Source organism: Anaerotignum neopropionicum (genome assembly GCF_001571775.1).
GTDB lineage: Bacteria > Bacillota > Clostridia > Lachnospirales > Anaerotignaceae > Chakrabartyella > Chakrabartyella neopropionicum.
The window spans coordinates 173,066-198,183 of record NZ_LRVM01000006.1; the positions used below are offsets into that span (position 1 = coordinate 173,066).

Consider the following 25,118-nt stretch of genomic DNA (forward strand, 5'->3'; position numbering starts at 1 on the left):
TATCACAGCTAAAAAAAACTGTCAACAAAAACTATTCTATTTCACGCCCATTTTTCACGGAAAAATACGCCGTATTATCGCCTTTTTTCCATAAAAGCTCACAAAAAAGTTGCAGCCCTTCCTTTGTCATGCATTTTTTCCCTCGCAGGTTCTCCTCATATGCCAATTTCAATGCTTCCAATGCCTTTTCATCCAAGCCTGCTAAGCTATATAGTCGTCCCGCTTTATCACATGCTTTCCCAAAGCCTTCCGTTGTAATGCCATTTTTTCCGGTCAAAATCAAAACATGATCCAGCATGATTTCCGCTTCCTTATGATTCCCAACTTGAATCTGAAGTGCGGCAATCCGAAAAAGCAGCCTGCCATACTTGGCAGTTTCACCCTCCCGGTTTCGAATGGAAACTGACAATAAATAATACATCTCCACAGCTTCCTTATATCTTCCAAAATCCGCTAAGATTTTCCCAACTTTTTCTAATCTGTCATCATACCATACGCAAATTGGCAACTCCAGTTCCATATAAAGATGTTTCCATAAAAGATAAAAACCCAGAGCCGTTTCTTTGCTGCCCTTTTTGTAAAAATAATCTCCAATACATCCTAAAACTCGACAGTATTCCAACGAATCCTTATCGCCGTATTCCCCAATATATTCCTTTACGTTAGTAAACTTTTGGAATGCTTTTTCATCTTCTCCGTACGCCCAGTAAGCCTCGCCCAATCGGATACATGCCCGCACATAATACTCTGCCTCGGCACCCTTTTCTGCTATGGTATACCAATAAATTGCTTCCTCTTTTTGTCCAAGCCTATGGTATGTTTCTCCCAGCAAAAAGGCGGCAAATGTTTTCCTGATATTTTCCTCCTCCAAATTTTTGTTTTTTCTTTTATAAAACTGCATTAAAAAAGAGATGGTTTCCTCCAAACACTGACGTTCTCCATTGCGCATGCGCCTTCTTTCTGGTTTACCACATGGCAAACAACCCTTTTCGCCAGCCAAATATATTTCCTTTAGGTGCCTATATTTTTCGTTTGGCAACAAGTGGCTTCTTAGCAATTTCCCCTCCGCCTCAGATAAATACGCCTTCGCCTTTCCAGGCTCCCTTAAATTCAAAAAGCAGTTACCAATTGCCAACAGTGTGCAGGCTGCCTCTCTTTGTTCCTCGGCAGTTTCTTCAAAATTACCATCATTACGTTCCTTGTGAAGCTGAATTGCAAGGCTAAAATCTCCCCGGTCATAACAGACCCCCGCAAAAGCGTCTAAGGTTTTAATGTAATTAGGGTTATCCTCATCCAACGCCACTTTTTGAATCATCAAAGCTTCCTTCAAGCATTTTGCAGCAGCAGTCAAATCTCCTGACTTTTGATACATAATCCCCAGCTGCTTTAGCGCCAAGGCATACTTGGGATGCTCCTCACCATAAAGTCTCTTTGCAATCCGTTCCATTTCCATGCAAGTAAGTACTGCTTCTAAATATTTTTCCTGCTTCTGCCGCATTTTTGCAAGTGCCTTCAGCAAGTAAATGTCACCCTCTTGATTTATAGCAAAAAGTGATCTCCTTATCTTTAAGGCAATCTCATAAGTAAAAGCTGCTGCTTCATAAGCACCTTGTGTATCAAATAATTTTCCAATTTTGTACCAAAGATCAGCAAAAGCAATCTGTTTTCCATCAACATCCCCATCGAGAATATCAATTGCGCCTTCATAATAGGTTAATGACTGCCAGCAATTTTTCATTTCAACAGAAATATCGCCCAAAATCATATAGGCTTTTGCAATTTGAATATCCTCTTTAGGTGTTGATCTTTGCTTTGTTTCCAAAGCCCTTTGGCCGTATTCCAAGGCCTTTGAAAAATCCCTTTTGGCCGAAAAATCTAACGCCATCATCCCTAGAATATCAGCATATAATAAATGTTCCTGCCCAAATACCTGCTCCACAACCTCCAGAGCGGTTTCGCGCAGTTTTAAAGCCTTATCCATCTGCCCATCCTTACAGCAAAGGTCGGCAAGGTAACTCAAGTTATTTACATAATCCAAATTCCCATGGGGAAATAACTTCCTGCGTACCACCATGGCATTTTCAAAATATTCCACAGCAAGCCCCTTAAACTCCGCTTTTTCGCACACGAAAGCCAAAGACATCGCATGAATTATATAGCAAAGACTCTGCTTTCCTTGCTTTTTTTCAATAATATCCAAAGCAAGCTCATAGCAAAAAATCGCCTTTTTGTAATTTCCTTTTTTTTCGCAGCACCGCGCCATAGACCCATGAATATCTGCCACATCCATCACTTGTATTGTCTTACAGCTGCGCATTTTTTCCAACGCCTGATTAAGATATTTCTCGGCCTGATCATATCGCTCCATGGCTGCACAGGTGTTGCCCAGGTTGCATAACGCATACATGATGTCAACTTGCTCCTGCTTATTCTCCCGCACCGCCAATACCTGTATAAGCAGTTTCAAGGCCTCCTCGTGCCGCCCCAAATTATTATAACAAACAGCCAAGTTGTTTAATGTATCTACAAAGGAGGACGACTCCCCGTAACGGGCTTTTTTCAAGGCTGCCGCCTGATGATAGTATTCTGCAGCTTTATCATACATCCCCAACTCATCAAAAATAACCGCAACATTATGCGTGTCTTCTGCTATCCCTGGACATTCCTCATATCCATTTTTTTTAAAAATTTCCAATAGATATTTTCCAAGGAATAAGGCCTTTTTAAAGTCACCATCTTTATATAATTCAATAAAATTTTTCCGCAGCTGTTTTATTTCAGCCAAATGAAAACTCATGCCACCACACCCTATTTTGCCTATTCTTGATCCATTTTTTCAAAAGCATCCTTAATCACACCATAGGAATAGCCCTTTCGCTGCAAAAAGCCATAAAGCTGCTTCCTCTTTTTTTCATCAGGAGGCCACTGCCCTCTTGTTTTTTTCTCCAACCACCTCAATGCGTCCTCTATTTCGGAAAAATCCGTCTGCAGCAATGCCTCTTTGCAAAATTCCACCGGAATTCCTTTTTGCAAAAGCTCCATTTGTAGTGCATACGCACCTCTTGGACTGAAACGCAAACGTTCTTTTATGTACTTTTGTGCATATTGTCTATCATCAATATATTTGTATTTGATTAAAAAATTGATTACCTCATCAGTTATTTCATCCGTAAAACCATTTTCAGTAAGCTTTTGTCTTACCTCTTTTTCTGTGCGCATTTTGTACCCAATAAAATGCAGGGCTTTATCTTGTGCCTGGATATAAATCAAGCTTTTTTGAATAAAATTTACGGTTTTTTCAGATACCTCCTTCCCCTCCTTAATATTAAAATATTCCATGTCTTGGGCAGGAAGGGCAAAAACATACTCTCCGTCCATATAAATATTATATTTGGTGGTATCTCTTTTTTGAGGAATAATTTTTGTAACCAGCATTTTGGATCTTCTCCTTGATTTTTTATTATTATAGCATACTCTTTTTACACACACTATGACAATTGTTAACGATAAAAATCGGCTATCTTTCGATAGCCGCAAAACGTAGACAACCCTTGGGCGTTGCCTCCTCACTGACCAAGACAGGACAGACGATGAAGCCGACTTTGGGGAGGCAAAAGTGAGTAACCCAAAACCTTTGTGGGTGTTTGAGGGCAAAGCCCTCAAGAATTTGACTTTGCCTTCAGCCTTTTGCTATCTTTCCATAGCCGGTTCCCCTTATTCCAAATCCATTTCCTCCACGGCAGACGAATCCCCTTGGTCTTCATGTATTCTTTCAATTTCCTGAATCCCCTTGGTTTTCTGGGCTTTCTGCGTTTTCTGCTTTTCTTGTGTTTCTTGTCCCTCTATATCCTTTGTTGCCGCCAAGGCCGGTAAGCCATAATGCTCTCTTACCGTATTTTCAACCTCTAAGCAAGTATCAGGGTTTTCTTTTAAAAACTGCTTTGCATTTTCTCGTCCCTGCCCAATTCTTGTTTCCTTATAGGAATACCAAGAACCACTTTTATTTATAATGTCTACCTCCGCAGCCAAATCCAAAATATCCCCTTCCTTTGAGATACCCTGGCCATAAACAATATCAAACTCAGCTACTTTAAAAGGTGGTGCAACCTTGTTTTTGGCAATTTTAGCCTTTGTTCTGTTTCCCACCAGCTCTGTTCCTTGTTTCAGTACATCCGCCTTTCTGATGTCAATACGAACAGAGGAATAAAATTTTAATGCCCGTCCACCGGTGGTTGTTTCAGGGTTGCCATAAGTAACGCCGATTTTTTCTCTCAACTGATTAATAAAAACCACCGTACACTTTGATTTATTTGTAATACCCGTAAGCTTTCTTAAAGCCTGGCTCATTAATCTGGCTTGCAAACCAACATGGGAATCTCCCATTTCGCCCTCAATTTCCGCCTTGGGAACCAGCGCCGCAACAGAGTCTACAATGACAATATCAATGGCCCCGCAACGCACCATCGTTTCAGCGATTTCCAAAGCCTGCTCCCCATTATCGGGCTGGGAGATATATAACTCATCAATATTTACACCCAAAGCCTTTGCATACACAGGGTCCATGGCATGCTCGGCATCAATATAACCCGCAATGCCCCCTCTTTTTTGCACCTCTGCAACCATATGAAGGGCAACCGTTGTTTTACCGGAAGATTCCGGCCCATATATTTCTATAATTCTACCCTTGGGTATGCCACCAACGCCCAGTGCCACATCCAGGCTCAATGATCCTGTCGGTGTAACCTCCACATTCATCTGGCGGCTGCTGTCGCCAAGCTTCATCACCGCACCCTTACCAAATTGCTTCTCAATATAGCCCAACGCTGCTGACAATGCCTTATCCTTATCCTCAAATCTAATATCATCTTTTTTTGATTCATCCTTCTTTGCCAATTTGCATCCACCCTCTCTAAGCAAGGAACTAATGTTCTTATGTTAACTTATTTTTTCCGTTGTGTCAACTGTTTTTCCCATTGGCTTTTCTGCCAATAGCATTGCGCCAAATATCATTGCACACCCCAAAAATCCACGCCAACCCATGCGTTCGCCATAAAACAAGACTGATATAATCGCGGCAAAGATAGACTCAGAGGTGATAATAATTGCGGTTTTATTGGCGGAAGTATACTTTTGCCCCACAGATTGCAGTATAAAATATACCGCTGTACAAAATATTCCCACAAACAAAAAACTTCCCATCGACAATTTATTTAACGGCGGCATATGTATTCCCGTTGCTGCCACAATAATGCCGGCAATGACCGCTACCGTTAAATGCTCCACCAGTGCAATATTTATGGGATCACACTCCCGAACAGCTTTCCCCATGAAAGCCATTTGCAGGGAAAATGCTACCGATGCTCCAAAGGACAAAATTGCACCTAAATCAATCCCAAAACCCTCTGTTATAGAAAGAAGTCCCACGCCCAAAAAAGTTAAAATTGCCGCTACAAAGCAGCTAGCCATTGGCCTCTGCCCCAAAACCACCCAGCAAATAATAGGAACGATTACCGCTTGCGTGTTGCATAAAAACGCATTGACAGACGGTGTTGTATAATACAGGCCAACCGTTAACAATACAAAGGTAACCGCTAGCAGTACACCTAAAATGCCACCTGTTTTCCATTCGTTCTTCGTTATTTTTCTATATCTTTTATAATAAATCAAGCTTAAACACATGGTAGCAATCAAAAATCTGCCCAACATCACCTGATAAGGCGTATAGCCCCAATCCAAAAGATATTTCGCCCCGATGAACCCACCACCACCAACCATTGCGGCGGTCAAAAGCATCCAATCTCCCTTATTTCTCATACTGCAATTTTCTCCTTAGCCAGTCTAAAGCCTGGAAGGTTGCGCGATCTCTAATTTTGTTTCTGTCCCCCGCAAAATGGAACTCTTTTGCTTCCACCACTCCATTATGATAAATTCCCATATAAACCAATCCAACCGGCTTGTCCTCAGAGCCACCGTCTGGCCCTGCAATACCTGTGGTTGCAATGCCGATTTCTGCTCCCGCAGTTTTGGCAATACCTTCTGCCATTTCTAATGCTGTTTCTTTGCTCACAGCACCAAATTTTGCAAGGGTTTCCTCCAAAACGCCCAAACGCTTTATCTTCGCCTCATTGGTATAGGTTACACAACCCTCCAAAAATACCTCTGAAATACCGGGATAGCGTACCAATTGAGAGGAAATCTCCCCGCCTGTGCAGGATTCCGCAACAGCGATGGTTTTTTTCTGTGCTACCAAAAGCTTGGCTACCTCCGTTTCCATATTGGTTTCGCCCTCAGCATAAACAGCTTTCCCCAATCGCTCCTGTAATGCCGCCGCAACGGGATCAATTAGGCGGTTTGCTTCTTCTTCATCCTTTGCCTTTGCGGTAATGCGCAAAAGTGCCTCCCCCTCCTTTGCATAGGGGGCAATGGTGGGGTTTGTTTGGGCATCGATAAGATCCTTTACCATCACTTCCATGGCGCTCTCACCAACACTTGCCACGCGCAAAATTCTGGATATAAAGGTATACTCCTGTTTTTTTGCAAGATAGGGCTTTGCCTGATTTTCAAACATGGGCACAACCTCTTTTGGGGGGCCTGGCAGCATAATGATAATTTTACCCTCTTTTTCTATGATGATTCCCGGTGCGGTTCCGTTTGGATTATACATTATGACACTGTTATTTTCCGGAACAAATGCCTGCTTTTTGTTGTTTTCTGTCATCGTTCTGCCGATGCGATCAAAAAACACTTGAATCTGGGTCAAAGCCTTTTCATCCAAAACAAGGGGCTCTCCGAAATATTTTGCCGCTGTTTCCTTTGTAAGATCGTCCTCCGTTGGCCCCAAGCCACCTGTGGTAATCACCAAGTCTGCTCTGGAAAAAGCATGATAGAGGGTATCCTCCAATCTTTTGGGGTTATCCCCCACCACCGTTTGATAATATACCTCTATACCCAACGCCGCCAACTCCTTAGCTAAGTACTGTGCATTGGTATTTAAAATATCTCCAAGCAGCAGTTCTGTTCCTACTGCTAAAATTTCTGCTTTCATATTGCGCCTCCTTATCCTATGTTTTAACACATTCTGTTCTTATTGTATTCTTTTTACGGGAAATTTCCAAGTCTTTTTGGAAAGAAAAAAAAGAGCATCTCTGCTCTTTAAAGTCAAGACCTTGAGGGCTTTGCCCTCAACCACCCACAAGGGTTTCACCCTTGACCCGTCTTAAACTGCATATTCATAGGGTTTGATTAAAGTTTTCAGGCTTGCTTGCGCAACACCCCAAGGTCTATCACTTATGATTCCCAATAGTCCCCTTAAACCGCATATATATGCGGTTTATATAAAAGTTTTTGCTCTTGCTTTTTACAAAAAGCAATTGGGTTTGGGCAAAGCCCAAGGTCTTCAGCCCTTTAATACCTGCTTATTTTTCATAATATAATCCACTCCCGAGAGGATGGTAAAAAATACTGCCAAGCCGATTAAAAGCTTTTCAACGATAGTAACGCCAGCAAAGGGTAACTCCAACAGCACCACAATAATCATAAGCATCTGCACTGTGGTTTTTACCTTCCCCCACCAGCTAGCCGCCATGACGATATTCGCCTCCATGGCAAGGGTGCGAAAGCCTGTTATGGCAAATTCACGGGCTAAAATAATAATAACCACCCAGCTGGCCAAATCCCCCAGCTGAACCATGGACACAAGCGCCGCCATGACCAAAAGCTTATCCGCCAAGGGATCCATAAACTTACCGAAATTACTAACTAAATTCCACTTTCTTGCAAGGTATCCGTCCAAAAAATCCGTTAGCGAAGCAACAATAAAAATGGCAACGGCAACATAGCGATTCATGGGCGCAGGCGCAAAAAACAGTACCAATAAAAATACCGGAATTAAAATCACCCGAAGCATTGTTAGTCTATTCGGTAGATTCTTCTGCATAAATCACATCTCCCATCAAATCATAGTCTCCCGCTTCACGGATTCTTGCCGTTACAAAATCACCGGAATAAATTTCCTCCTCAGCAGTTAAAAACACCAACCCATCAATATCCGGGGCATCCCTGCGGGTACGGCCGCAATAAATATTTTCCTCGGGCAGCTTGCCTTCCACCAAAACCTGTACCACCTTGCCCACCTCTTTTTCACAAAGAGAAGCGGCAATATTTTTTTGAATATCCATGATGGTTTCTTTTCTGGCTTCTTTCAGCTCGTCATCAATCTGGTTTTCCATGGCTGCCGCCGGTGTGCCCTCCTCCTGAGAGTAGGAAAATACCCCCAAACGGTCAAAACGCATTTCTTCCACAAAATCAACCAAGTCCTGAAATTCTTCTTCCGTTTCTCCAGGGAACCCAACAATCAGCGTTGTACGAATGGCAATATCGGGCATCGCCCCACGCAATGCCCCTACCTTTTCTTTGATTAAGGCTTGATTGCTTTTTCTTCCCATGCGCTTTAAAACGGCATCATTTCCATGCTGAATGGGCATATCAATATAATGACAGATTTTTTTATTTTTTGCCATAACCTCAATGGTTTCCTTGGTTAAAGTTTCCGGATAACAGTACAACAGACGAATCCATTCTATGCCATCTATTTTTGACAATTCCTCAAGCAAAACATGAAGTTTCGGTTCACCGTATAAATCCCTGCCGTAAATGGAGGTATCCTGGGCTACAATCACCAATTCCTTCACACCGTTTTGTGCCAATACCTCTGCCTCTTCTACAAGACTTTCCATGGTACGGCTTCTATGTTTCCCCCTCAACTTCGGGATTACGCAATAGGTGCAATGATTATCGCAACCCTCGGAAATTTTTAAATATGCAAAATAAGAAGCGGTAGAAAGAATCCGCAATTTTCCATTGGTATTTTCCATGGGACGGTCAATATCCTCTAAATATTTTTCGCCCGTTTTTCCCTTTAGAATATCCGCCGCCACCGCCGCCACAGATTCATAGGCCGCTGTACCAATGACTGCATCCACCTCAGGCAATTCTTCGAAAAATTCCTTCTCATAGCGCTGACCCAAACAGCCAGCTACGATTAAGCCTTTGCATTTGCCCGTTTTTTTATATTCCGCCATCTCCAAAATGGTTTCAATGCTTTCCTCTAAGGCATCCTTAATAAAACAGCAGGTATTGACAACGATAATATCCGCCTCCGCTTCCTCGGCAATGGCCTGAAAGCCATTTTGCGCCAATATGCCCAGCATAACCTCGCTGTCTACTCTGTTTTTGTCACACCCTAAAGAAGTGAATGCTACGGTTCCTTTCATGCTTACCTCCCAAAATTACATCAAGTTGTTCTGCATTTTTGCAGCCACAAGACAATTCTTCATTAGCATCGCAATGGTCATCGGCCCTACGCCCCCAGGCACAGGTGTGATTGCCCCTGCAATTTCTTTTACCTTATCAAAATCCACATCACCACATAGCTTGCCTGCCTCGTTGCGATTCATGCCTACGTCAATCACCACCGCACCCGCCTTTACCATATCTGCCGTAACGGTGTTCACCTTCCCCGTTGCAGAGACGATAATGTCTGCCCCAAGGCAAACCTCCGCCAAATTACGGGTTTTTGAATGACAAATGGTCACCGTTCCATTTTCTTGCATCAACAGCATGGCCACAGGCTTACCAACGATATTGCTTCTTCCAATAATGACACAATTCTGCCCTTGGATGGTATGCCCACTGCGCTTGATTAACTCAATAATCCCCGCCGGTGTACAAGGCAAAAAGCCATTGCCCCCTGTATGCAGCAACCCCACGTTCATGGGATGAAAGCAGTCCACATCCTTCTTGGCATCAATGGCAAGGATTACCTTCTCCTCGTTGATTTGCATTGGCAAAGGCATTTGCACCAAAATGCCGTGAACAGCTTCGTCAGCGTTCAACTGTGCAACAAGATGAAGGAGTTCTTCCTCCGTTGTATCTGCTCCCAATTCATAGGATACAGAGCGAATGCCAACGGCCTCGCATGCCTTTTTTTTGTTATTCACATAAACCTGAGAAGCGGAATCGTTCCCTACTAAAACAACGACAAGGCAAGGATTTACACCTTTCGCCTTAATCTGTGCCGCTTCTTTCGCCGCTTCTTCTTTTATCTGTGCCGAAATCAACTTACCATCAATCAATTGTGCTGTCATCATTCACAACTCCTTAGAATAGTCCTACGATGTTTCCATCGTCATCAATATCAATATCCAAAGCCGCAGGTCTTTTTGGCAAGCCGGGCATGGTCATAATATCCCCAAGCATGGCAACAATAAAGCCTGCTCCTGCTGAAATTCTCAGTTCTTTTACGTTTACTTCAAACCCCTCGGGACGACCCAAAAGCTTGGGATCATCTGAAAGGGAGTATTGTGTTTTTGCAATGCAGACAGGAAAATGCCCAAAGCCCAGCTGTTCAATCTGTGCCAAGGTCTTTTTCGCCGCCCCTGAGAAACTGACACTCCCTGCGCCGTAAATCTCTTTGCAAACACAATTTATTTTCTCCTGAATGGTTAAACTGTCATCATATAAGGTATGAAAATTATTTTCCTTGGTCTCCAAGGTTTCCAATACTTTTTCTGCCAAAGCCCGTCCGCCTTCGCCGCCTTCTGCCCAAACTCTGGCAATGGCAAAGGTTGCGCCCATGGCTTCACAGCGTTCCTTAACAAAGGCAACCTCTGCCTCTGTATCCGCAACAAAATGGTTCAACGTAACCACAACTGGAACGCCAAATTTCTGTATATTTTCAATATGCTTTTCCAAATTTACAAAGCCTTTTTTCAACGCTTCAACGTTTTCATTGCTCAAATCCACCTTGGCAATACCACCATTATATTTCATTGCACGGATTGTTGCAACCAAAACAACGGCATCCGGCCGAAGCCCTGCTTTGCGGCACTTGATATCAAAAAATTTTTCTGCTCCTAAATCCGCACCAAAGCCTGCTTCCGTCACCACATAATCTGCCATTTTCAGGCCTAGTTTTGTAGCCCGGACGCTGTTGCAGCCGTGGGCAATATTCGCAAAAGGGCCACCGTGAATCATGGCAGGGGTATGCTCCAATGTCTGTACCAAGTTAGGCTGGAGAGCATCCTTCAATAAAACCGTCATCGCACCATCAGCACCGATTTGCTTCGCTGTTACAGGCTCGTCATTGTAAGTATAACCAACAATAATTTTCCCTAACATCTCTTTTAAATGCTTTAAATCGTTTGCCAAGCAGAAAATTGCCATAATTTCGGAAGCAACGGTAATCTGAAAGCCGTCCTCACGGGGAACGCCGTTTACCTTGCCGCCTAAGCCGGAAATCACATTTCTCAGCTGTCTGTCATTTAAGTCAACAACCCTTTTCCAAGTGATTTTTCTGGGGTCAATATTTAATTCGTTCCCCTGCTGAATATGATTGTCCACCATAGACGCCAAAAGGTTGTTTGCCGTAGTAATGGCATGGAGATCTCCTGTAAAATGCAGGTTAATCTCCTCCATGGGAACAACCTGAGCATAACCACCGCCAGCGGCACCGCCCTTTACACCCATGCAAGGACCAAGAGATGGCTCTCTTAAACAAGTTATGGCATTTTTACCAAGTTTCTGCAATGCTTGCGTCAAACCAATGGTCACCGTGGTTTTTCCTTCTCCCGCAGGGGTAGGGTTTACAGCGGTTACCAAAATCAACTTCCCATTGGAATTGTTTTTCATCTGATTATAATATTTGTCGCTGATTTTTGCCTTATACTTCCCATAGCAGTCCACGAATTCCTGGGGAATTCCTGCTTTTGCGGCAATGGCCGTAATGGGTTCCATTGTGCATTCCTGTGCAATTTGTAAATCTGTTTTCATGTTTAAAAAACTCCTTTCGTTGTTCAAACCAGTTTCCATACGCCTTGAACCGCAAATAAAAAAGCCGACAGTCCAAGCGTCATCGCCCAGACGGTCGGCATTATCTAGTCATACTTCATGTGGTACTCCACTTCCGTCAGTCATATGACCTCTAGAAAAATGGTACTATATGCGGGATTTTTTGTCAACAGACAATGAAATATTTTATTCATCACTGTATTTGTTCAGTCCCTGCGGGATAGACAACTCTTTCCTTGGTAGTATGCCCAAATTCCAGAGGTACTTCAAAATAATTTTCCCGTTTCCAAAACATCTCTTTGCCAGAGAAAAAAAATCAATTTTTGTATTATTTTGTAGAATTATTTTAAGCCGTTTCATATTGGCGACGGCATAGGCACTATTGGAAAAAATTTCATCCCTCTATCTCCATTAAAGTTCTTCCTCCACAGGCTCCTGCATAGCTCCCCACTGGGCACGGGTAATGAGCACCTTCCTGGGCTTACTTCCATCCTCGGAACCTACCATGCCCTTGCGCTCCAACTCGTCCATCAGCCTTGCGGCACGATTATAGCCAATTCTAAACTGCCTCTGCAACATAGAAACCGATGCCTTTTCCTTCTCAATGATTAAATCTACAGCTTGTTCAAAAAATTCGTCGCTCTCTTCATCCCCATCCATGCCGGTTTTTGTTACCTTTGTAATTTGGTCTATGGTGTCTTGGGTATAATTAGGACGTCCACTTTTTTTCAAGAAGGAAACAATATCCTCCACCTCTTTATCCGTAACAAAAGCCCCCTGTAAACGGGCGGGCTTACTTTGTCCCGCAGGGTAGAATAGCATATCCCCTTTCCCCAAAAGCTTTTCCGCCCCAACCATATCCAAAATTGTTCTGGAATCAATGCCAGAGGATACTGCAAATGCCAAACGAGAAGGAATATTTGCCTTAATAACACCGGTAATGACATCTACGGAGGGTCTTTGGGTTGCAATGATCAAATGCATCCCTGCCGCACGAGCCATCTGTGCCAATCGGCAAATGGAATCCTCCACTTCACCGGGTGCCGCCATCATCAAATCTGCCAACTCGTCAATGACGATGACAATTTGGGGCATTTTCCCTTTTTCGTCCCCTTCTTCGTCCTTCATGGCGTTAAAGCCCTTAATATCCCTCACACCGAATGCGGCAAAATCATTGTATCTTTGCAGCATTTCACGCACGGCCCAATTCAAAGCGGCAGACGCCTTTTTCGGGTCGGTCACTACAGGAATCAGCAAATGAGGAATCCCGTTATATACGCTCAATTCCACCACCTTGGGGTCAACCAACAACAGCTTTACGTCCTTCGGGTCTGACTTATATAAAATACTGGTAATCAATGTATTGATACAAACACTCTTACCACTGCCCGTTGCGCCGGCAATCAAAAGGTGGGGCATTTTCGCAATATCCGTAATCACAGGATTTCCCGCAATATCCTCTCCCAAAGCAAAGGCCAGCTTGGAGGTATGATTTTGAAAGGCATCGCTGTCCACCACGGTTCTTAAGTAAACGGATTGTGTTTCCTTGTTAGGCACTTCAATGCCCACTGCCGCCTTACCGGGAATAGGCGCCTCAATTCTAATTCCGCTTGCCGCCAAATTCAGCGCAATATCATCGGCCAAATTAACAATTTTACTCACCTTCACCCCTTGGCTGGGGGATAATTCGTAACGAGTAACCGTAGGTCCTCGGTTGATTTGAATTACTTTTGCATCTACGCCGAAGCTTTTCAACGTGGATTCCAGCTTCCTTGCATTGGCAAGCATCTCTGCTTTGGAGTCCCCTCCGCCAGTTTTGGGGTCTTTTCCCAAAAGCTCAATGGGCGGAAAAATATAAGGGATTTCTTCTTCCACAGGGGCAGAGGGAATTTCCTTTTGCTCCGCCGTATTTTCCGACTGTGTAGATGGTATAATCTCTGCCTTTTTTGCTACTGGATCATCACAATCCTCCACCGCATCATTTTCCAAAACATTGATTTCCATATCCTCCGCCTCAGGCGCGGGCTCGTCCTCTGTGAAAATAATATCCTCCTGAACAAAAGCTCCCTCCTCCGGAAGCTCTCTAAAAATATCCTCCAGCATCTGCTCCCCTTCGTCCATAGGCTCCTTGGCATGCACAATTACAGGAATTCCCGCCCCTTCCTCGGGCTGTGCCTTTTCTATTTCAAAATCCTCAGCTTCCCTTACCTCCCCCTCTTGGCTTTCATATTCCTCTAGGGTGAAATTATAAATTGGGGTTGATTTTCTAAGCTTAGACGGCTCTTTTTTTCGAAATACCGTTTCCTCAACCAAAGGTACCTCAACGGGACATCCTTCCCCCTCCATCAGCTCAATATTATAACTGTCCTTCTTCACTTTTCGTTTCAGTCTGCGCTCTTGTTTTTCCGCCTCCTCTAACTCCTTTAGACGAATCTGCTCAGCCTTGCTTTTTATTTTTTCATACTTCACCTTTTGCCTTGCCTTACGATGGTCAAAATAATCGGCAACGCCTTGGAACAAAGACTTCCCTGTTGCCATAATCAAAGAAATAATCAAAAGGGCAATCAATACCAAAGTGCTTCCCAGGGTATCCAGGGCATTATATAATAAATTCCCAAATATTCCGCCAAAGAAGCCCCCGTTTGCCACGGAACCCTCGCCATAATACAAGGCTACCTTCTGAATAAAATTCAAATTGGAAGTTCCTTCAAAGGGATGAACCAGCTGTGCCCCCGCTGAAACGCTAAGCAAAAATAATAGCCCACCAATCCCTCGAATGACAGGCATTTTCCGCTCCTCACTTGCCAATAGCCATGCACAATAAGCAATAATAAACAATGGTAATAGCACCCCTGCAAAACCAAACAAGCCTTTAAACAAGCTATTAAATGCATGCCCAATAAACCCCATTTTTTCTGTAATCAAACTAATTTCAGCCACCAATGAAACCAGCATGATCACGATGAGAATCACTTCATCCAAAATACTGTCACCAAAGCGTCCATTTTGCGCCCCCACCTTTGTGGTTTTCTTTTGCTGACCTTGTATTTTTCCTGCTCCACCCTTAGCACCTGTGCTTTTTTTTGTGGCAGCAGATTTTGTGGCGGCACCCTTTGCCCCACTTGTTTTTGTCGTTTTTTTCGGTTCTGCCAAGCTTCTCACCCCATCTATTTCTTGATTCATAGAATCCTAATCTCTATTTGCTTTAATATAAAATTATACCATAAATATGCAGATTACGCATCCTTTTTTCGTAGCTGCATTTTCCCCTGCCATATTGCACATCTTATTGAAAATACTGTATAATAGAAAAAGTTCAGTTGGCAAAAGGAAAAGGAGGAACAAAGGATGAAATACAGCGGAGAAAAACTTCAGTTAAGAGCAATTGAAACAGTGGCTTCCCTTATGGTTACTGCAGCAAAAACTGCCCCCAAGGGTTGTGGCAGAGACAGTATGGAAAGCTTGATTATTGATGGAGCCGATAAGGATGCCCTTGCGGCAAAAATGAGAGAAATTGGTGAGGAAACCCGCCAGCCCTTTTATTTAAGGGATGCAGAAAATATAGATTTATCTGCTTGCGTGGTACTCTTTGGTGCACAGGAAACCTACCGAGGACTTCCCTACTGTAATTACTGCGGCGCAGGAGATTGCTTTGGCGCAAATAAAAGCGGTACACATTGTGCCTTTGCCGTAGGAGATTTAGGGATTGCCATGGGCTCTGCCGTTTCTGTAGCCGGAGCACATCATATTGACAACCGCATTATGTTTTCGGCAGGAAAGGCGGCGTTAGCCTTAGGCCTTTTCTCAGAAAAGGTATTCTTGGGCTATGGAATTCCTCTTTCCGTTTCCGAAAAAAGCCCTTATTTTGACCGTCCTGCAACAACCCCGGCGTCTTCTACACCTACACCCGGTTGTAATGCAAAATAATTTGAGCGCTCACCAGCATTAACGAACATAGAAAGCCCGATTGCTTTGAGAGAGATTTCCCTTGCAATGCGGGCTTTTTGCGTTTGCAAAAATAAGTAATGCCTTCTCCTATGGAACATGCTTCCTTTGTCAATCTCCTTGGGGTACATAAAACATCTCCAAGCAATCCCAAGCCTCATCTTTGATTTGATACCGCTCCACACGTGTCCCATCTTGCAAAAACCCTAAGGACTCATAGCATTTTTTAGCAGAAATATTTTCTGTAAACACTCCTAATGTAATTTTCTTTGCGTTTAAAGCCTGCTGTGCATAGCTTATCGCCAAGGCTACCAGCGTTTTCCCTAACCCCTGTCCCCGACAGGAATCGTCCAGCAGCACAAAGCCAAGACGCACTGTTTCCCGTTCCTGATCCGTAAAGCGCAGGGTAATATGCCCCACAATACCCAACTCATTCTCAGCAGTCATAGCCCAATAGGCATTGGTTTGCTGCATATTTTTATAAAATATATTTATTCTTTCCTCTGTAAGGGGATACTTCCCCAATAAGCCTGCGCACCACTGATAATATGTAATTTCGTCTTTCACCCATTCCACAATATATTTTGCGTCAGATGCCTCATAATTTCTCAATCTCATTCTCTATCCCATCCTTCTTCCTCTCATCCTTGCCGGAATAAAGGGACAATCCAAGCACAGTGACTAAAATCAGTATAAAGCCAACCAACTCCGTGGGGTGAAAGGCGGAACCCAAAAACAAGAGGGACACCGCAATTGCCGTTACCGGCTCAATGCTTCCCAGCAAGCTGCCTAAAAAAGGTCCCACCATGCTAACCCCCTTCAAATACAGGGAGAAGGCTACTGCCGTACCAATTACTACCACCCCAAAAACCCCAAAAATTGTTCCTCTGTCCCATAGAATTTCGTATTCCCAAGGATGAACGAAAATCAGCATCACAATACCAGCAAGCAGCATCCCAAAACCAACAACAACATAAACGCCGTAGCGTTGCATCAATCCCCCGGACAACAGATTATACAATGCGGCACCTACGGCGGAGCTTAATCCCAAAAATAAAGCCATCCCCGTCAAGGACATATTGTGGATATCCCCATGGGTACTCAACAAAAAGGTACCAAAAAGAGCCGCAAAAATGGCCCCAATCTCCACCTTATTGGGAAACCGTATTTCCTTTACACACACCACCGCCAATACCACCAAAGGATTCAGGGACTGCAGCACCGTTGCCGTTCCCGCATTAGAATGCTGTATTGCGGCAAAATAGGTATATTGACACATAAGCATCCCCAGCATAGAAAACACAAAAAACTGCTTTCGATCCGATTTATTTTTAAAAATATCCCACATCTTTCCCCCTTGCAATGTAAACCCCATCAAAACCAATATAATACCTGCAAGAATAAGCCGTATTGTAACCAACCACTCTGCTGTAATACCTTTTTCGTTAAACAAATACTGCCCAAAGCATCCTGAAATTCCCCAGCACATCCCTCCGCTGAGCGTAATAAAAATGCCCGCCTTTTTCTTCCCATCCATACAATCCCCTCCATCAAGTTAACTAATAGTATAGTGGGTTTCCGCTCTCTGCGCAATAAAAAACATCCTTTTACCGAAGCAAAAGGATGCGAGGGTGTGGAAAAAACTTGGTTGATGACCTCTCACTGCCCAAGATAGGGCAGATGGCGGAGCCAGCTTTTGTGTAGCAAAAGTGATGACCTCTCACTGCCCAAGATAGGGCAGATGGCGGAGCCAGCTTTTGTGTAGCAAAAGTGATGACCACCTGCTTGCTTTTTGTAAAAAGCAAGACCAAAAACATATGAATAAGCCGCATGTTCTTGGGGTTAATATTGAGTCAAGGTTTTGACTTTATCGGCACACTGCATCCTTTTACGGAAGTAAAAGGATGCTAAAATTTATAGATGAAAACTGCTTAAGATTATATTATATTATTTTACATCATAGCCCTTTGAAACCAGCATTTCAATCAAAGCCTCGCTATGGGCATTATCTCTCGTTTCCACCGTTACATCCACCACGCATTTCCCCACGGAAATGTTACGCACCATACGATCATGATTGATGTTAAAGATATTCGCACCCGCTTCCGCAATGATCTGCAGAAGCCCTGTAAGCTGCCCTGGCTTATCCATCATGGTTACGGAGAATTTTGTCAAACGTCCATTTACCTGTAAGCCTTTATCAATAATACGATCTAAAAAGTTAATATCTACATTTCCACCGGAAATAAGGCATACTGTCTTTTTACCCTTGATGTCTACTTTGTTGTGCATTGCCGCAGCAACAGCAACCGCTCCGGCACCCTCCGCAACCATCTTATGCTTTTCCAAGAGCAAAAGAATTGCAGATGCGATTTCTTCTTCGGATACGGTAACAATGCCGTCCACATATTTGCGGCACATTTCAAAGGTTATATCTCCCGGCTGCTTTACTGCAATTCCATCGGCAACCGTGCTTACTTCTAATAAGGTTTCAATTTTACCATGAAGCAGAGAATTATACATGCTAGGTGCGCCTTCTGCCTGCACGCCATAAACCTTACAGCTGGGTTTTAATGCTTTCACCGCACAAGCAACACCGCTAATCAATCCGCCGCCGCCAATGGGAACCAAAACAACCTCCGCTTCCTCTAAGCGCTCCAAAATTTCAATACCAACGGTTCCCTGCCCCGCCATGACATACTCGTCGTTAAAGGGATGTAAAAATGTATATCCTTTTTCCCTTTGCAGCTCAGCCGCCTTTGCTGCCGCATCGTCATAAACCCCAGGCACCAGCACAACCTCTGCGCCGTAGCTTTTTGTTGCCGCAACCTTAGCCAAGGGCGCCCCGGCGGGCATACAAATCACAGCAGGAATTCCTTTTTTTTGGGCCGCCAGCGCAACACCTTGCGCATGATTTCCCGCTGAACAAGCCACAACACCATGTTTTGCCTCTTCGTCCGTTAAATTTGCGGTTTTGTAATAGGCGCCTCTCAGCTTAAAAGAACCTGTAACCTGCATATTTTCACACTTAATATAAACATCCCCATCAGGATTAATAAACATTGACTGAAACAGGGGTGTTTCAGTTGCAACTCCATTTAAAACCTTTTTTGCATCTTGAATCATTTCAAAAGATAACATTTTCCTCTCACCTCTATGTCTTTATTTCACACACACATATTTCTTTTTGTCTTTTTCCCGAATACACACTTATTATATGTGGGCTTTTTTCTAACGTCAACTTATTTTACTCCTTTTTTTCTTTATTTTGTATTTTCGTAATATTTACTATTCAATCCGCATTTTATGCACATTCCTCCACACAAAAAAGACGATTCTGTTTTTTCCATGTAGTAATGCACAAAAATTATTTTTCTTTAAAAAGTACATAAAATGCTTTATACTGTGGAAAACCGATTATTTAATAACAAAAAAGTTTGAGAAATGAAGTGTCTCTCAAAAGGACTTCGCAGGATAAGCTTTACTCATTCGAGGAAAATAGGGCGTTTCAACACCTTTGCTCACAGGAACCCATCTATTTGTCCTTTGTCAACTTATAAAAAAAGATACATCTTGTAAAATATTATTCTCTTAAATCAAAAACCCCCTATGATATTTTCATAGAGGGTCGATCTTTCAAAAACGTTTCATTCCCTTTTAAGAGGCATGAACCTTTCTTGTATGCTTGCGTCTTCGCATGCGCTGCAAGGGCTGCCTATTTTCGTTGTAAATATAAGTGGGTTCTTCCGTTCCTTCTACAACACCCGGGGTAATGATACATTTTTCCACCGTTGTTTCTGCGGGTATTTCATACATGATAGGATTAATAAATTCCTCCATAATTGCGCGCAAGCCTCTGGCACCGATTTCTCTTTCCATGGCCTTTTTCGCAATTGCAACAAGAGCTTCCTTTTTAAATTCCAAAATAACATCATCCAAAGCAAATAAATATTCATACTGCTTTGTTAATGCATTCTTAGGCTCTGTTAAAATATGAATAAACGCTTCCTCATCCAAATTATCTAAGGTTACCACTACCGGCAAACGCCCGATAAATTCAGGAATAAGTCCGTATTTCAACAGATCCTGCGGCATTAAGGAGCGAAGGATTTCATCCTGTGTCTTGTCTAATTTGCTATGCACCTCGGCGCCAAAGCCAATTACCTTATGCCCCATACGGTTCTCGATAATTTTCTCGATACCGCCAAAAGCACCGCCGCAAATAAACAAAATATTTGTTGTATCAATCTGTATAAATTCCTGATGAGGATGCTTTCTGCCACCCTGTGGCGGCACGCTTGCCGTTGTGCTTTCCAAGATTTTCAGCAATGCCTGCTGAACACCCTCGCCGCTTACATCTCTGGTAATTGACACATTTTCAGATTTTTTTGTAATCTTATCAATTTCATCAATATAGATAATGCCTCTTTCCGCCCGTTCAATGTCATAATCCGCCGCTTGAATCAGCTTCAGAAGAATGTTTTCCACATCCTCACCTACATATCCGGCTTCTGTTAAAGAGGTTGCATCTGCAATCGCAAACGGTACATTCAAAACCTTAGCCAATGTTTGGGCAAGCAAGGTTTTCCCGGTACCCGTAGGGCCTACCAAAAGAATATTGCTTTTTTGCAGCTCAACATCATCCGCCTTGGCGTCCATATAAATACGTTTATAATGGTTATACACCGCTACTGCCAAAGCCTGCTTCGCACCATCTTGACCAACCACATATTGATCCAGAGTTTCCTTAATTTCTTTGGGCTTGGGCACTTGAAAATCATCATCCTTATTTGCTAAAACATCATATTCTTCATCAATAATTTCGGCACATAAATCAATACATTCATCACAAATATACACATTCGGCCCGGCAATCAGTTTTTTCACCTGTTCCTGGGTCTTCCCGCAGAAGGAACAACGCAATTTGTTCGTATCTTCTGTTTTTCCTGCCATATTTAGCCTCTCTCCTTTGTCTGAGGTTTAGTGATTACATCATCAATCAGGCCATATGCCTTTGATTCCTCAGCCGTCATAAAATTATCTCTTTCCGTATCTCTTTCAATTTCTTCCACCGTTTTGCCAGTATTGCCTGCCAAAATTGTATTTAATCTCTTTTTTGTTTTCAAAATATTCTCGGCATGAATAAAAATATCTGTTGCCTGACCTCTTGCACCACCGCTTGGCTGATGAATCATAACCTCTGCATTGGGCAATGCATATCTTTTTCCCTTTGCACCGCCGGACAAAAGGAATGCTCCCATGCTGGCTGCCATACCAATACAAATTGTAGATACATCTGGCTTAATGTACTGCATTGTATCATAAATTGCGAGGCCTGCAGTTACAGAACCGCCAGGGCTGTTAATATAAAGGCTAATATCCTTATCTGGATCTTCCGCCGCCAAAAATAAAAGCTGCGCTACAACAAGGCTGGCGGTAACATCTGTTACTTCTTCCCCCAGAAAAATAATTCTGTCTTTTAACAGTCTGGAATAAATATCATAGGAACGCTCTCCACGGTTGGATTGCTCAACTACCATAGGTACTAAACTCATATGAACTCCCTCCATTCCCATCTTATTTTATTTCTTCGAAATACCATTATTTTATAAAGTTAAATTAGGCACAGAAAAGCCTGTGCCTAATTGGATGGTCTTATTCAGCCTTAGGATCTGTTAAAATGGCTGTTTCTTCAATCAGTGCCATTGCCGCTCTTACAAGCATATCCTTCTCCAATGCTTCTTTATCCTCAGCTCTGATCATATCCAGCATAGTTTTACCGTCAATGCCATAGCTTTCGCCGTATTTGCAAATTTCAGCTTCCAGCTCTTCTTGGGAAATAAGCAAGCCTTCTTCCTTTGCAATGGCTTCCAGCATGAGTCTTGCATCTACGCTCTTTACGCTGGTTTCTTTGAAGTTTTCTTTCATTTCTTCCGGCGTGGTGCCCATGTACTGGCAGTAAATATCTAAAGATAAGCCTTGTCGAACGATATTATCTTCAAATTCCTTCATCATACTGTCAACCTTGTTGTCGTACATCACCTGAGGAACTTCCATCTCACAGTTTGCAACCGCAACATCCAACAATTTATCACCTTGAACCTGTTTTGCCTTATCCGCTTTCTCCTTTGCAAGCTTTTCCAAAATGCTTGCTTTATATTCATCCAAGGTGGAAAATTCGGAAACATCTTCTGCAAAAGCATCATCCAATTCAGGCAGCTCTTTCTTTGTAATTCCCTTAATTTCAATGGCAAAAACCGCATCCTTGCCTGCTAAGTCTTCGGAATGATACTGCTCGGGGAATTTCACGGTGATGTCGAATTTCTCGCCTAAGGAATGGCCAACAACCTGTTCCTCAAAGCCGGGAATAAACATACCGCTACCTAATTCCAAATCGTGATCATCAGATTTGCCGCCGTCAAAAGGAACGCCGTCAACAGAGCCTTCATAGCTCATTTTTACAACATCGCCCAATTCAGCGGGTCTGTCTGTCACTTCAACGGTTCTGGCATTTTTGGTCTGAACCTTTTCCAATTCAGCCAAAACTTCATCCTCAGCCACCTCGGATACAACCTTTTCAGCGGAAAGGCCTTTATACTGCCCCAACTTTACTTCTGGCTTCACGGTAACGTCTACCACAAACTTTGCGCCTTTATCAGTACCGATGTATTCCACATCCAAAGAGGGTGCAGAAACCACATCCAAATCCAGCTCCTTTACAGCTGCCATATATTCATCAGGGAAAATATGGTTTACTGCATCTTCATAAAAGAAGCCTTCGCCATACTGTGCCTCAATTAATTTTCTGGGTACTTTACCCTTTCTAAAGCCAGGGATTGAAATCTGATTTTTATGCTTGTTATAAGCAAAAGTCATTCCTTTTTCTAATACTTCTGCGCTTACTTCAAAAGAAAACTTTACTTCTGTCTTTTCCTTGTTCAACAACGTTGCGTTCATTTAGAAGTTCCTCCTTAATTTTTGTTTCTATGACAACCAAAATTGTTCCCTATAATAAACTGTTGCCAAATTCAGTTTCTAAAACTGCACAATCGAAGTTTATTATATCACACGGTATTTTGAAAATCTACAGTTAAATGCAAAAAAAACCACTGTTGTAGCCAAATTACCTCCCTAAAACACTTCAATTTCTGCTGAAATCATTTCTGCTTCCGTGTTTTGCTCCATAAAGTGCAAAATATTTTGTATCATACTGTCAGCAAGGCGTTTTTCATTTGTAACACAAGCAAAGCCGATGACTATGGTTTTATGGTTATCCTGACAATCCACCTCGGCCACAGAAACATTAAATTTATGTTTTGTTTTATCCACAAGACTTCTCACTACCATACGCTTTTCTTTTAGAGATGCTACCCAATTGGCATAAAACGTCACTTCACAGCTACCGATTATCATAGAATTCCCCCTTTCTTATGTATCAAAAAAAACGAGAAAAGCAAGACCTCAGGACTCTGTCTTCAACCCTGCAAGCCTTTGAAAAACAAGTTCTCGGGACGCTGTCTTCAACCTTGCAAGCCTTTGAAAAACAAATTCTCATGACGCTGTCTTCAACCCTGCAAGCCTTTGAAAAACAAATTCTCATGACGCTGTCTTCAACCCTGCAAGCCTTTGAAAAACAAGTTCTCGGGACGCTGTCTTCAACCCTGCAAGCCTTTGAAAAGGCTTGAGCGAAACTTTATATGCAAAAATATTCATTTTTGCTACAGAAAATATATTTCAATTGAACAAACATTTTCACTTTTCAGAAAAGAACAATTGCAGATATAATGACCAACTTGACCTTCCCTTCATCCCATCTCTAATCAAACAGGCTAAGCTGAACAGGCTCATTTTTCCCGAAAACCTCTCGATTCAGTCGGCTTTTGTAGTCGGCAAACACCTGATATTTCTCTCGTATTATACCCAATTTTTCATATAAAGGTTTTCTATATTCTTTTAATCCACCATTTTGATAAAGCTTGCGATATTCAGCAATTAAATTAGGATATTCCTTTTGCAAAAATTGATAAAAAACCTGTTTTGTTTCGCCCCTTAAATATAATAGTCCCGGGAGCAAATAATCTACCCCGGCATCCTTTGCCTGAGAAAAAACCCCATTCAAATTCCCCTCCCCATCAGTAAGGTAGGGAAGCAGCGGCATCATATGCACACCCGTTGAGGCCTTGGTTTTACCAAATTCCTTAAGCATCATAAACCGGCGTTTGGGGCTTACCGCACCGGGCTCTAGCTTTCTTTGCAGATCCTCATTTGCAGTTGTAACGGTAGATGCAATATTCACATAGGTTTTTTGGGAAAGCTCGTCAATTAAATCAAAGTCCCGCAAAATCAAATCCGATTTGGTTGAAATGATAATGGGATTATTGTAGCGAATCATAAGGCGCAATATTGCAGGCATTTGCTTCTCCACCGCTTCAGCCTCTTGGTAACTATCCGTAACACCGCCCAAATTGATTACACTTTTGTCCCATTTTGGGTTTCTCAATTGCCGCTCCAAGGCCTCAGCAATGTTTGTTTTCACAAAAATATCGCCCGCAAACTCCCCCTTTTCCTGTAAATATCTATGAGAATAGCGAGCATAGCAATATTTACAATCATGGGTACAGCCTCTATAAACATTTAGATCCCAATGATAGGGGAATCCCCCCTTCACATAAGTACAAGCTGTATTGCATCGAATGGGAATACAAGCCTTCATATTATTTTCTCCCTGTTATTTCCACAATTATTTTGTATCGTCAAAAATGCCTGCTCACTATTATCTTCCTCTAATACGGAGGCCTCAAAAGGGCACATTCCATCCTTGGTTCGATTAATAATATACGACACCATTTTTTCGTATTCAAAAGGAATATTGTTCTTTTCCAGCACCTCCGCCCCATGGACGCTAATGACTTTTGCTTATAAATAAGTTATTTCCCCTTTTACAAGTAAAAATGCAGCCGCCTTTCCAATTACTCTATCTGCAACACAAGCACCCGTAAAAAAGCGAGGCTGTGCTGTCAAAAGCTCCATAAATTGTATAAAATGACTTTATCTCCAGTCTGACCTTTAATTTTATTAAAGCCAAAAAAAGAGTATTGCACAAGGCTTTTCTATGAAAATTTGTTATTTTTAAAATTTTATTTCTTAAATCAGGACCACCAGCTCAGCTGGTGGTTTGCTCTGCCCCTAGAAGGGACTGTTACCAACTTGCATCTAAAGATGCATTGAACGGTTTGCCAACCGTTTCTTATTCTCTGGCTACTGCTAAAGCAGTTTACTTCTTGCCTGTGCTCACTTGCTCACCCGTAAACGGGTCAATGTATTCT

Annotated in this window: 20 protein-coding genes, 1 pseudogene and 1 riboswitch; of the genes and pseudogenes, 2 read left to right on the forward strand and 19 right to left on the reverse strand. The window is 42.6% G+C overall.

Going from position 1 to position 25,118, the window contains the following annotated elements; translation table 11 throughout:
• Window positions 1-31: 31 nt before the first annotated feature.
• From CLNEO_RS10565 to CLNEO_RS16440, 10 genes are all read right to left on the reverse strand, one after another.
• The gene (locus tag CLNEO_RS10565) at window positions 32-2,797 is read right to left on the reverse strand and encodes a tetratricopeptide repeat protein (protein ID WP_066088488.1); all 2,766 of its coding nucleotides are present in this window, start codon (window positions 2,795-2,797) and stop codon (window positions 32-34) included.
• A 20-nt stretch (window positions 2,798-2,817) separates the two neighbouring features.
• Window positions 2,818-3,435: a RecX family transcriptional regulator gene (locus CLNEO_RS10570; RefSeq protein ID WP_066088491.1), complete on the reverse strand. Its 618-nt coding sequence runs from the start codon at window positions 3,433-3,435 to the stop codon at window positions 2,818-2,820.
• 279 nt (window positions 3,436-3,714) lie between these two features.
• Window positions 3,715-4,893 (reverse strand): recombinase RecA, encoded by a 1,179-nt coding sequence (recA, locus tag CLNEO_RS10575; protein WP_066088493.1) that lies wholly within the window; start codon window positions 4,891-4,893, stop codon window positions 3,715-3,717.
• 42 nt (window positions 4,894-4,935) lie between these two features.
• Complete coding sequence (locus CLNEO_RS10580) at window positions 4,936-5,814, reverse strand: DMT family transporter (RefSeq protein WP_066088496.1); 879 nt, start codon at window positions 5,812-5,814, stop codon at window positions 4,936-4,938.
• A complete protein-coding gene (locus CLNEO_RS10585; RefSeq protein WP_066088499.1) occupies window positions 5,804-7,045 on the reverse strand; it encodes a competence/damage-inducible protein A in 1,242 nt (413 codons plus the stop codon). The genes CLNEO_RS10580 and CLNEO_RS10585 overlap by 11 nt, the downstream gene beginning before the upstream one ends.
• Window positions 7,046-7,396: 351 nt before the next feature.
• Window positions 7,397-7,936 carry a CDP-diacylglycerol--glycerol-3-phosphate 3-phosphatidyltransferase gene (pgsA, locus tag CLNEO_RS10590; RefSeq protein WP_066088502.1) on the reverse strand — a complete coding sequence of 180 codons (540 nt, stop codon included), beginning with the start codon at window positions 7,934-7,936 and terminating at the stop codon, window positions 7,397-7,399.
• Window positions 7,914-9,272, reverse strand: coding sequence for a 30S ribosomal protein S12 methylthiotransferase RimO (gene rimO / locus CLNEO_RS10595; protein ID WP_066088505.1), 1,359 nt, complete (start codon window positions 9,270-9,272; stop codon window positions 7,914-7,916). The genes pgsA and rimO overlap by 23 nt, the downstream gene beginning before the upstream one ends.
• Before the next feature lie 15 nt (window positions 9,273-9,287).
• Window positions 9,288-10,145 (reverse strand): bifunctional 5,10-methylenetetrahydrofolate dehydrogenase/5,10-methenyltetrahydrofolate cyclohydrolase, encoded by an 858-nt coding sequence (locus CLNEO_RS10600; protein ID WP_066088507.1) that lies wholly within the window; start codon window positions 10,143-10,145, stop codon window positions 9,288-9,290.
• A 13-nt stretch (window positions 10,146-10,158) separates the two neighbouring features.
• Window positions 10,159-11,829, reverse strand: a complete 1,671-nt coding sequence (locus tag CLNEO_RS10605) for a formate--tetrahydrofolate ligase (RefSeq protein ID WP_066088510.1) — start codon at window positions 11,827-11,829, stop codon at window positions 10,159-10,161.
• Window positions 11,830-11,906: 77 nt separating this feature from the next.
• Window positions 11,907-11,983, reverse strand: a riboswitch (ZMP/ZTP riboswitch).
• Between the two features lie 275 nt (window positions 11,984-12,258).
• Window positions 12,259-15,030 carry an FtsK/SpoIIIE family DNA translocase gene (locus CLNEO_RS16440; protein WP_162266473.1) on the reverse strand — a complete coding sequence of 924 codons (2,772 nt, stop codon included), beginning with the start codon at window positions 15,028-15,030 and terminating at the stop codon, window positions 12,259-12,261.
• A 165-nt stretch (window positions 15,031-15,195) separates the two neighbouring features.
• On the opposite strand from CLNEO_RS16440, the gene CLNEO_RS10615 reads away from it, so the two are divergent.
• Window positions 15,196-15,774: a ferredoxin domain-containing protein gene (locus CLNEO_RS10615; RefSeq protein WP_066088513.1), complete on the forward strand. Its 579-nt coding sequence runs from the start codon at window positions 15,196-15,198 to the stop codon at window positions 15,772-15,774.
• A gap of 129 nt (window positions 15,775-15,903) precedes the next feature.
• On the opposite strand, the gene CLNEO_RS10620 is transcribed toward CLNEO_RS10615, so the two are convergent.
• From CLNEO_RS10620 to CLNEO_RS10650, 7 genes are all read right to left on the reverse strand, one after another.
• Entirely contained in the window at window positions 15,904-16,410 is a 507-nt protein-coding gene (locus CLNEO_RS10620; protein WP_066088516.1) for a GNAT family N-acetyltransferase, read from the reverse strand.
• Window positions 16,391-17,329, reverse strand: a complete 939-nt coding sequence (locus CLNEO_RS10625; protein ID WP_066088519.1) for an EamA family transporter — start codon at window positions 17,327-17,329, stop codon at window positions 16,391-16,393. The genes CLNEO_RS10620 and CLNEO_RS10625 overlap by 20 nt, the downstream gene beginning before the upstream one ends.
• A gap of 410 nt (window positions 17,330-17,739) precedes the next feature.
• On the reverse strand, window positions 17,740-18,933 hold the full coding sequence (gene ilvA, locus CLNEO_RS10630) for a threonine ammonia-lyase (RefSeq protein WP_066088522.1): 1,194 nt from the start codon (window positions 18,931-18,933) through the stop codon (window positions 17,740-17,742).
• Window positions 18,934-19,449: 516 nt separating this feature from the next.
• Window positions 19,450-20,745, reverse strand: coding sequence for an ATP-dependent Clp protease ATP-binding subunit ClpX (gene clpX, locus CLNEO_RS10635; protein ID WP_066088524.1), 1,296 nt, complete (start codon window positions 20,743-20,745; stop codon window positions 19,450-19,452).
• 2 nt (window positions 20,746-20,747) lie between these two features.
• Entirely contained in the window at window positions 20,748-21,347 is a 600-nt protein-coding gene (clpP, locus tag CLNEO_RS10640; RefSeq protein WP_066088527.1) for an ATP-dependent Clp endopeptidase proteolytic subunit ClpP, read from the reverse strand.
• Window positions 21,348-21,447: 100 nt separating this feature from the next.
• Window positions 21,448-22,749, reverse strand: a complete 1,302-nt coding sequence (tig, locus tag CLNEO_RS10645; RefSeq protein ID WP_066088531.1) for a trigger factor — start codon at window positions 22,747-22,749, stop codon at window positions 21,448-21,450.
• 174 nt (window positions 22,750-22,923) lie between these two features.
• Complete coding sequence (locus CLNEO_RS10650) at window positions 22,924-23,205, reverse strand: DUF503 domain-containing protein (RefSeq protein WP_066088534.1); 282 nt, start codon at window positions 23,203-23,205, stop codon at window positions 22,924-22,926.
• 17 nt (window positions 23,206-23,222) lie between these two features.
• Between CLNEO_RS10650 and CLNEO_RS10655 the strand changes: the two genes are divergently transcribed.
• Window positions 23,223-23,477: a hypothetical protein gene (locus CLNEO_RS10655; protein ID WP_066088538.1), complete on the forward strand. Its 255-nt coding sequence runs from the start codon at window positions 23,223-23,225 to the stop codon at window positions 23,475-23,477.
• Between the two features lie 131 nt (window positions 23,478-23,608).
• Here the strand turns inward: CLNEO_RS10655 and CLNEO_RS10660 are convergent, their stop codons facing one another.
• Together CLNEO_RS10660 and CLNEO_RS16300 are read right to left on the reverse strand one after the other, a co-directional pair.
• The gene (locus tag CLNEO_RS10660; protein ID WP_066088540.1) at window positions 23,609-24,505 is read right to left on the reverse strand and encodes an SPL family radical SAM protein; all 897 of its coding nucleotides are present in this window, start codon (window positions 24,503-24,505) and stop codon (window positions 23,609-23,611) included.
• Window positions 24,502-24,822, reverse strand: a pseudogene (locus tag CLNEO_RS16300) (DUF1893 domain-containing protein). Before CLNEO_RS16300 ends, CLNEO_RS10660 begins: the two are co-directional and overlap by 4 nt.
• Window positions 24,823-25,118 lie beyond the last annotated feature (296 nt).